This window comes from Sinomonas sp., from assembly GCF_051955515.1.
GTDB lineage: Bacteria > Actinomycetota > Actinomycetes > Actinomycetales > Micrococcaceae > Sinomonas.
Genome location: NZ_JBQCGQ010000321.1, coordinates 1 through 6,180, shown reverse-complemented (window position 1 = coordinate 6,180; position 6,180 = coordinate 1). Strand labels below are relative to the sequence as shown.

The 6,180-nt window shown below is 64.2% G+C and carries 5 protein-coding genes and 1 pseudogene; 4 read left to right on the top strand and 2 right to left on the bottom strand.

What is annotated here, in order from left to right:
- Positions 1-304: pseudogene (locus tag ACTHL9_RS19170) on the top strand (hypothetical protein); the annotation flags it as partial.
- A gap of 759 nt (positions 305-1,063) precedes the next feature.
- Positions 1,064-3,259: a catalase/peroxidase HPI gene (katG, locus tag ACTHL9_RS19165; RefSeq protein WP_440520889.1), complete on the top strand. Its 2,196-nt coding sequence runs from the start codon at positions 1,064-1,066 to the stop codon at positions 3,257-3,259.
- 63 nt (positions 3,260-3,322) lie between these two features.
- Here katG and ACTHL9_RS19160 read toward each other — a convergent pair whose 3' ends face one another.
- Complete coding sequence (locus ACTHL9_RS19160; RefSeq protein ID WP_440520888.1) at positions 3,323-4,165, bottom strand: glycosyltransferase family A protein; 843 nt, start codon at positions 4,163-4,165, stop codon at positions 3,323-3,325.
- A 58-nt stretch (positions 4,166-4,223) separates the two neighbouring features.
- A complete protein-coding gene (locus ACTHL9_RS19155) occupies positions 4,224-4,706 on the bottom strand; it encodes a hypothetical protein (protein ID WP_440520887.1) in 483 nt (160 codons plus the stop codon).
- Between the two features lie 323 nt (positions 4,707-5,029).
- Between ACTHL9_RS19155 and ACTHL9_RS19150 the strand changes: the two genes are divergently transcribed.
- Together ACTHL9_RS19150 and ACTHL9_RS19145 are read left to right on the top strand one after the other, a co-directional pair.
- Positions 5,030-5,233, top strand: a complete 204-nt coding sequence (locus ACTHL9_RS19150; protein WP_440520886.1) for a cold-shock protein — start codon at positions 5,030-5,032, stop codon at positions 5,231-5,233.
- A gap of 93 nt (positions 5,234-5,326) precedes the next feature.
- Positions 5,327-6,180: fatty acid desaturase family protein (locus ACTHL9_RS19145; RefSeq protein ID WP_440520890.1), on the top strand; the 854-nt coding region annotated here is incomplete at its 3' end.

The window sequence follows — 6,180 nt, the reverse complement described above, 5'->3', positions numbered from 1 at the left end:
CGGCCGCGACGTCATGTTCGTTTCCACCCTGGATATTGCTCCCGAATTCCGCGGGGAGCACATCGGACACGATGTGCTGCGCGCCGTCCTCGGCGCAATCGGCCGTTCGGTTGGGCTGGTGATCCAGCAGGCGAAGCCCCTCCAAGTCGACGGCGAGCCAGCTCCCGGCAGTCCCGAATACGAAGCAGCGAAAGCCGCCCTCACAAAGTACGGCTTGGAATTCGGTTTCGAAGTGGCCGACGGCGATTACCTCGCCTATGTGGTTCCCGCCCCAGACGGCGCCGGCTCGGGCGTTCGAAATTGAGGTCCGCGTCGTAGTTGAAAGCCCCATGCCGCACTTGTGGAGGATCGGAGGCCGCGGCACCTCTCCTGGGGATGTCCCGCTCAACACGGCGTTTTGCGCGGGACATCCCCAGGAGACATGAGTCCGTTCACACCAGGAGTGGTGAGGGCCTACGACGACAGCACTACCGGTGCGGAGTCAGCTCACCACTGAGATTCGTGCCTGAGCGGCGTTGAGGTCATAGGCGCCTATTCGATCGTCCCTTGAAGGCCCAGACGGTGTTGTTGTCAGCGGCAAGGATGTCCATCGTCACCTTCGCTCCGCGCCATCCATTGTTCAGCCCTTCGAGACGCTAAGAGCGCAGCATCTCCGTGGAACCGAAGGCTGGAAGTCTTGTGAGAATGAGACTCCTCGGTGCTCTGCCTTCTTGGGCTGCTCGCTTCCACCATGTTCGCTGGGCTGCCCGCGTGGGTCTTCTGGACCGTTCAGCTCGGAGACCTCGTTCTTGATACAGCCCTTGTGCGTCGATGGATGAGGCAGGATCTCGCGCGTCAGGCAATGGAGGAGCAGTAACCTCTGTCCGAAGCTGCCGAAGGGCCTTTACTCGCTCCGCTGACTGGTCAATACTCCGTAGGGTGCGCCAGCCCCAGCGGCACCCAAGGAGCCCACTCCAGGCGAGGACCGTCGTCGTCCGTCTGCCATCCAACCGAAGACCAGCACAGCCGAACAGCCGAAGCCTCCCCACATCGGAAATCGAACACGGGATAGGAGAACACGGAGATGTCTGAGCACGGTAGCGAAAGTGAAAACCCGGTCATCCCTGCGCCGACTCTGAAGCCAAGTCGGCCGCGGACCAATCAGGACTGGTGGCCCAACCAGCTCAACCTGAGGGTTCTGAACCAGCCCTCGCCGAAGGCCAACCCGATGGGGGAGGACTACAACTACGCCGGGGAATTCAAGACCCTCGATCTCGAGGCGCTCAAGCGGGACCTCATCGAGGTGATGACGACGTCGCAGCCCTGGTGGCCCGCTGACTACGGCCACTACGGGCCGCTGTTCATTCGCATGTCGTGGCACGCGGCCGGCACCTACCGGATCGAGGACGGCCGGGGCGGTGGCGGCAGCGGCGCCCAACGCTTCGCGCCGCTCAACAGCTGGCCGGACAACGCGAGCCTCGACAAGGCGCGTCGCCTGCTGTGGCCGATCAAGCAGAAGTACGGGCGGAAGATCTCGATGGCGGATCTCATCGTCTACGCGGGCAACGTGGCCATGGAGTCAATGGGCTTCAAGACGTTCGGCTTCGGCTTTGGGCGCGAGGACATCTGGGAGCCCGAAGAGATCTTCTGGGGCCCGGAGGACACTTGGCTTGGTGACGAGCGGTACAGCGCCCCCGGTGATTTCGAAAGCCCGCTCGCGGCGGTGCAGATGGGGCTCATCTACGTGAACCCGGAAGGGCCGCAGGGCAACCCGGATCCACTGGCCGCCGCCCACGACATTCGCGAAACCTTCCGTCGGATGGCGATGAACGACGAGGAGACGGTCGCGCTCATTGCCGGCGGGCACACCTTCGGCAAGACGCACGGCGCTGTGAAGGCGGAGAACCTCGGCCCCGAGCCGGAGGCGGCACCCATCGAGCAGATGGGTCTCGGTTGGAAGAACTTCGCAGGCACCGGGAGCGGGGAGTACGCGCTCACGAGTGGGCTCGAAGGCGCCTGGACCAAGGAGCCCACCAAATGGGACAACGGCTTCTACGAGAACCTGTTCGAGTACGACTGGGAGCTCACGGAGAGCCCAGCCGGCGCTAAGCAGTACAAGCCGACCAACCCCGAGGCCCAGGACACCGTGCCCGACGCGCACGACCCCTCGAAGCGGCATGCGCCGATGATGCTCACCACTGATCTCGCGCTGCGGCAGGATCCGATCTACGGCCCCATCTCGCGGCGCTACTACGAGCACCCGGACGAACTCGCCGAGGCGTTTGCCAAAGCCTGGTACAAGCTCCTCCACCGCGACATGGGACCTGTCACCCGATACCTCGGACCATGGGTGCCGGAGCCGCAGATCTGGCAGGACCCTGTGCCGGCCGTCGACCATGAGCTGCTCGATGAGCAAGACATTGCGGAGCTCAAGGCGAGGCTCCTCGATTCGGGATTGTCGATGTCGCAGCTGGTCTCGACGGCGTGGGCGTCGGCTTCCAGCTTCCGCGGAACCGACAAGCGCGGTGGGGCGAACGGCGCCCGGATCCGGCTCGCGCCGCAGAAGGACTGGGAGGTCAACCAGCCCGCCGAGCTGGCCACGGTGCTCCGGACCCTCGAACAGGTCCAGCAGGACTTCAACGGATCGCTCTCCGACGGGAAGAAGGTCTCGCTCGCAGACGTGATCGTCCTCGGCGGGTGCGCGGCGGTCGAGAAAGCCGCGCAGAACGCCGGGGTCGACCTCAAGGTCCCCTTCGCGGCGGGTCGCACCGACGCCTTGCAGGAGCAGACGGACGTGGAGTCGTTCTCCGTGCTCGAGCCGAAGGCCGACGGCTTCCGCAACTATCTGAGGGCAGGGCAGAAGCTGCCGCCCGAGACGCTGCTGGTGGACCGGGCGTACATGCTCAACCTGACCGCGCCCGAGATGACAGTCTTGGTCGGCGGACTGCGCGCGCTGGGTGCGAACTTCGGGCAGTCACGGCTGGGGGTGTTGACCGATCGGACCGATACCCTCACCAACGACTTCTTCGCGAATTTGCTGGACATGGGCACTGAATGGAAGGCGTCCGAGTCCGAGGAGAACGTCTACGAGGGGCACGACCGGACCACCGGCGAACCCAAGTGGACCGCGACCGCCGTCGACCTCGTCTTCGGCGCGAACTCCCAGCTGCGCGCGATCGCCGAGGTCTACGCCGGCGATGACGCGAAGGAGAAGTTCGTCCGAGACTTCGTCACGGCGTGGGACAAGGTGATGAACCTGGATCGGTTCGACCTCGCCTGAGCCTGAAGGTGCGGGGCCGCGCTGATCTTTGATCGGCGCGGCCCTCGTCTCAGGAACTTCGTCTCAGGAAAGGCGGAGGAGGGTCTTGATGGCGGCCTTTGCGCGGTCGATGGGGCGATAGGCCTGCCGGTAGCCGGCAAGTGCTGCTCTCGTCGTGGTGAGCTGCTCGACGACGAGGTGGAAGTTCTCGCGATAGAGCTCGGAATGCTCACGGAGAACGAGGTTCTGCGCGTCCGCGACCCTTAGCGGATTCGGGCTATGGGTGGCTTGCTGTGGCGAGGAGCGACGATAGTCGAAAAAAACCTCGGGCCGCACCACCACCTCGCGCCCCAGCGAGAGCACGCGCATCCAGAACGCCCAATCCTCGCCCATCCGAAGACTTTCCGGGTATCCCCCGACGGCTTCCCAGTCCGCGCGGCGGAACATCGCGGTGTTGAGAATGGTGTTCCGCGGAAGCATGGTTTCGATCCCGTCGAAGGCGCAGGGGATGAGCTCGGTCTTGCCCATGATGCGGGTTGCGCCGGCCACGATGCCCACCTTCGGCTGGGCATCAAGCACGTCTGCGCCGAGTTTCGCGACGCCTGGACTCAGCGTGTCGTCTGCGTCGAGCGGCAGGATGTAGCGGCCTCTCGCATTCCTGATGCCGGCATTCCTTGCAGCCGAGGGACCGGCGTTGGCTTGCCGAAGCACCCGAACGCGCTCATGGGAGATGCTGTCGATCACTGCGCGTGTTCGCCGTCCCGACCCGTCGTCCACGATCAGCACTTCAACAGCGACTCCTCGTTGGGTCACTGCGGATTCGACCGCTTCCAGGAGGGTGTCTCCGCGGTTGTAGCAGGGCATGATGATGGATACGTCGACGGATCGGTCGTGGGCCGCGGCGGTGCCATCGGGAATTCGGTTCACTTGCGAAAGGCTAATTGCCTGCCTTGACCACGCAGGCCCTTCCACGGATTCTTCTGGGCTAGCTGATGAGGTCGCCCTGAGTCTGCGCTTGGGGGGCCCGCTTCACGTGATGAATCCCGCCTTCGCCCACAAGATGATCCTCGAGACGCACGAGGGAAGGGCCGCCATAGCCGTACTCGTCCAAGTCCTTGCCGTCGCTGTAGACGGTCTGGGCTGGCACGTCAGCGTAGACGATCGGCCAGTCGTGCGCAGCATTGTCGTCACGCATCGCGTGCTGGCGTGCGTAGTCCTTCGAGAGCGTGACCCAGTCGCCCGTGTTGATCTGGCCGAGGCCCGGCGGCAGGGCGCGATAGATCCGGACACGCCCAGCCGGGAACTCGCGGAGATGACGAAGCTGCCTCATCGTCTCTGCGTCGCACTCTCCGTACCCGTGCTCTTCCGGGTGTTCGAAAGCTTCTTCCCCGAGGGCAGCTGCGAGCTCAGTGATCGGGCGAGCACGCCCTCCCGCCCAAGGGGCATGAGGCGAGCTCCTGTAGTTCATCTGTTAACAGTACCGCCGTCCACCTAGACGCTGTCTCAAACCGTTTGCTGCACCGTGTAGACTGGTACGAACGCCGCAAGCTCAATCGCTGTCCGGCTGAGGCTCATCGTCGAAGGCCTCCTGCATTCCCGCCGCCGTCTATCTCACAGATCTCCTGTCGTTGTCACAGAGCGGCGTGCGTTGATCGTCCCCCGAACATGGCTCCTGCCGAGGCCTACACCGCTGGCGTTGTGAGCCCTCTCATCCAACTAGCTCCCGCACCCTCACACTGGGGCGCGGAATCCATGGTCTTCAACGGCCAAATCAACAGAAGGAAAACGACAATGGCCACTGGCACTGTCAAATGGTTCAACTCCGAAAAGGGCTTCGGCTTCATCGAGCCCGACGGCGGCGCTCCCGATGTCTTCGCTCACTACAGCGCGATTGCCGCCCAGGGCTTCCGCTCGCTCGACGAGGGCCAGAAGGTCGAGTTCGACTCCGAGCGCGGCCCGAAGGGCCCCCAAGCGGCGAACATCCGCCCGCTCTGATTCACAACCGTGGGGGTGTAAAGCGGCCAGCGATCCACCCCCCCCCGCCTACATCCCCCCGACTGCGCCATTCACCCGGAAGAAGGCACTCTGATCACTACGGTCTCCAGCCCCGCTCTCAATCTCACTCCCGGCCGTCAGGCCTACGCGGGCACGGAGTCGTTCCCTCCGCTGACCAGGGCCTACCTCCAGCTATCCCAGACAGTGCGAGAGGGCGGCCTGCTGCGTCGCACTCCATGGTTCTATGCGCTCATCGGCGGAGTCCTCGTGGCCGCGCTCGCCGGCTGCGTCACCGGATCGGTGCTCATCGGCCACAGCTGGTTCCAGCTCCTGATCGCCGCCGCGCTCGGCATCCTGTTCACTCAGGTCGCCTTCCTGGCCCACGAGGCTGCGCACCGTCAGATCCTGTCTGGGGGACGAGCAAATGATGTTCTTGCCAGAATTCTGGGTGCCGCCGTCGGCATGAGCTACTCGTGGTGGGACTCCAAGCACTCGCGCCACCACGCGAACCCGAACAGGGTGGGCCGTGACCCCGACATCGAGGTCGACACGGTGTCCTTCCTCCAAGAAGACGCAGCGCAGGCTACTGGTATGCGCCGTCTGATCACGCGTCGCCAAGGATGGTTGTTCTTCCCGCTGCTCACGCTCGAGGGCCTCAACCTGCACTACCTCAGCTTCCGCCACCTGTTTTCACGCGGCCCCATCAAAGGCCGCTGGGCCGAGCTCGGCCTGCTCGCTGTGCGCTTTGTCGTTGTACTTCTCCCGCTCTTCCTGCTGCTCCCGCCAGGAATTGCGTTCGCGTTTATCGGCGTCCAACTGGCAGTCTTCGGCCTTTACATGGGGGCGACATTTGCTCCCAACCACAAAGGAATGCCGGTGATCGCCCGGGATGCCAAGCTCGACTTCTTCTCGAAGCAGGTTCGCACGTCGCGCAACATCTCCGGGGG